This is a genomic window from Streptomyces sp. NPDC058620 (genome assembly GCF_042717135.1).
Lineage (GTDB): Bacteria > Actinomycetota > Actinomycetes > Streptomycetales > Streptomycetaceae > Streptomyces.
This window is the reverse complement of sequence record NZ_JBHXQO010000140.1, coordinates 1-2,325: the sequence shown is the minus strand read 5'-3', so window position 1 is coordinate 2,325 and position 2,325 is coordinate 1. Positions and strand designations below refer to the sequence as shown.

The 2,325-nt window shown below is 68.7% G+C and carries 1 protein-coding gene; it reads left to right on the top strand.

The genetic code is table 11. From position 1 onward, the window contains the following. A partial coding sequence (locus ACFWSK_RS37660) for a condensation domain-containing protein (RefSeq protein WP_383796671.1) occupies positions 1-2,325 on the top strand: 2,325 nt, incomplete at both ends.

The window sequence follows — 2,325 nt, the reverse complement described above, 5'->3', positions numbered from 1 at the left end:
GGGCGGTTGCCGGAGTACATGGTGCCGTCGGTGTTCGTCGAGCTGAGCGAGCTCCCGCTGACCGCGAACGGCAAACTCGACCACGCCGCCCTGCCGGCCCCTGACAGCGTGCTCCAGGACCAGACGGGCTTTGTGGCACCGCGTACCGAGGTGGAGCGGATCCTGGCCGAGGTGTGGGCGCAGGTCCTCGGCGTCGAAGACATCGGTGCAGAAGACAACTTCTTCGAACTGGGCGGGCACTCGCTCCTGGCCACCCAGGTGATCTCCCGCATCCGTGAGGTGTTCGGCGTCGAGGTGCCGCTCTCGGCACTCTTCGACGAGCCGACCGTGCGGGAGCTCGCTGCGGTGATCGAGGGCTCCGGCACCGCCGTCGTGGCTCCTCCGGTTGTGGCGGTCGGACGGGACCAGGCGCTGCCCCTGTCCTTCGGCCAGCAGCGCCTGTGGTTCCTCGACCAGCTGGATCCGGGATCGTCGGAGTACAACCTGTCGACGTCCGTGGGCTGGGACGGTGACGTGGATGTGTCCGCGTTGCGTGCGGCGCTGGGTGGGGTGGTGGCGCGGCACGAGGTGCTGCGGACGCGTCTGGTGGCGGATGCGGAGGGTGTGGCGCATCAGGTGATCGATGAGCCGGCGCCCTTCGAGTTGCGGGTGGTGGAGATGCCGGCCGGGGCGGATGCGGCGGTGGCGGTACGCGCCGTGGTGGCGGCGGACGCGCAGCTTCCGTTCGATCTGGCGCGCGGGCCGTTGCTGCGGGCCACACTGATCAAGGTCGCCGCGCACGAGCACGTACTGGCGCTGTCCATGCATCACGTGGTGTCGGACGAGTGGTCGGGACGCATTCTGCGACGCGAGCTGGCAGCCCTGTACGAGGCGTTCCGCGCGGGCGAGGCGGACCCGCTGCCGCCGCTGGAGGTGCAGTACGCCGACTTCGCTGTCTGGCAGCGTGCATGGCTGACCGGCGACGTCCTCGATTCCCAACTCACCTACTGGCGCGACCAGCTCGTCGGCGTACCGACCCTCGAACTGCCCACCGACCGACCGCGCCCCGCGGTCCGCTCCACCGAGGGGGGGTTCGTCGACTTCCGTGTATCGGCACAGACGGCGCAGCGACTGAGGGCCATCTCCCGCGAGGGTGGCGCCACCATGTCGATGACGTTGCTGGCGGCGTTCAACGTTCTGCTGGGCCGGTATGCGGGTACGGACGACGTGGTGGTGGGCACACCCGTCGCGAACCGGAATCGTGCCGAGACCGAGGGTCTCATCGGCTTCTTCGTCAACACGCTCGTGATGCGCACCGATCTGTCCGGGGGACCGACCTTCACGGAACTGCTCGGCCGCGTCAGGGAGATGGCGCTGGGCGCCTACGCGCACCAGGACGTGCCGTTCGAACAGTTGGTGGACGAGCTCGTCACGGAACGGGACCGCTCGCGCAGCCCGCTCTTCCAAGTCCTCTTCGACTACGACAACGGGCAGTCCGACGACGCCGGGGACGCCGGTGAAGCTGACGCCCGCGAAACCGACGACTCCACCGACCAGCAGGGACCTGAGCCCGACGCGCTGCCGGTGAGATTCGATCTGGTGGTCACGCTCGGTGCGTCCGGAGACGAACTTTCGGGAGAGTTCCAGTACAGCAGTGCGCTGTTCGACACTGCCACCATCGAGCGGATGGCGGGCCACCTCGTCACGCTCCTCGACGCCCTGGCCGAGAACGCGGGCCGGAGCATCGACGATCTGTCAGTGCTGACCGAGGCCGAGCAGTCCCAACTGGTGCACGAGCGCAACAACACTGCGGAGCTGCGGCCGGCCGTAGGCGGTGTGCACGAACTGATCGCGGCACGGGCCGCCGAACGCCCCGATGCGGTAGCGGTGGTGTGCGGTGACGCAGCCCTGGAGTACGGGGATCTGCTGGCGCGTGCGAACCGTCTTGCGCATTATCTGCGCGGCGCGGGCGTGGGTACGGAGTCCGTGGTGGCTCTGTGCCTGCCACGCGGCATCGACATGGTCGCGGCAGCGCTCGCGGTGTGGCAGGCGGGGGCCGCCTACCTGCCGCTCGACCCCGAATACCCCGCCGAACGGCTTGAGTTCATGCTCGCCGACAGCGGCGTTCAGGTGCTGGTCTGCGAGGGCTCGGCGGCCGATGTCCTGTCGGCGGACACTGTGATCCGACTGGACGCCCCGGCCGTCGCAGGCGCCTTGGCGGAGCTTCCGTCGAGTGCACCGGATGTGAGGACGTCCGCGGATCAGTTGGCGTATGTGATTTATACGTCGGGGTCGACGGGTCGGCCGAAGGGTGTGCAGGTCGCGCATGGTGGTGTGGTGAACCTT